Annotated in this window: 1 protein-coding gene; it reads left to right on the forward strand. The window is 73.6% G+C overall.

Annotation, left to right across the window (positions count from 1 at the left end):
- Nucleotides 1-974 (forward strand): UDP-glucose dehydrogenase family protein (locus AC5FZL_RS16750; protein WP_493620002.1); only part of this gene is annotated, 974 nt, incomplete at both ends.

Raw genomic sequence — 974 nt, forward strand, 5'->3', positions numbered from 1 at the left:
GTCGGCTTCGACATCGACGAGCGCAAGGTCGACGCCCTGCGCCAGGCCAGGGCGCCGTTCTTCGAGCCGGACCTCGAGGACCTGCTCGCCCGCACGGCCGGCGACCGCCTGCAGTTCACCACCGACGTCGTGGACCTCAAGGGCTGCGACGTGGTCTTCGTCTGCGTGGGCACCCCGCAGCGCAAGGGCGAGCTGGCGGCCGACACGAGCTACGTCGTGGCCGCCACCGAGGCCGTGGCCGAGGTGGTCGAGGGGCCGGCGCTGGTGGTCGGCAAGTCCACCGTCCCCGTCGGGACCGCCGCCCGGCTCGCGGAGGTGCTGGCCGAGCGGGCGCCCGGCCTGGAGCTGGCCTGGAACCCCGAGTTCCTCCGCGAGGGCCACGCCGTGGCCGACACGCTGTCGCCGGACCGCCTCGTCTTCGGCGTGGTCTCGAGCGAGGCGGAGGCGCTGCTGCGCCGGGTCTACGCCCGCCCGATCGCGGGCGGCACCCCGGTGATCGTCTCGGACTACGCGACGGCGGAGCTGGTCAAGGTCGCGGCCAACGCCTTCCTGGCCACGAAGATCTCGTTCATCAACGCGATGGCTGAGGTCTGCGAGGCCTCCGGTGCGGACGTGACGGTGCTGGCCGACGCCATCGGCCACGACGACCGGATCGGCCGCAAGTTCCTCTCGGCCGGTGTGGGCTTCGGCGGCGGCTGCCTGCCCAAGGACATCCGCGCGTTCATGGCCCGGGCCGGCGAGCTCGGGGCCGACCAGGCCTCCACGCTGCTGCGGGAGGTCGACGCCATCAACCTGCGCCGCCGCTCCAAGGTGGTCGAGCTCGCGCGGCTGGCCTGCGGCGGGTCGTTCATCGGTCGCAAGGTGGCCGTGCTCGGGGCCGCCTTCAAGCCCCACAGCGACGACATCCGCGACTCCCCGGCGCTGAACGTGGCCGCCCAGGCGCGGCTGCAGGGCGCCGACGTGGTGGTGACCGA

Source organism: Quadrisphaera sp. DVD1, assembly GCF_058932755.1.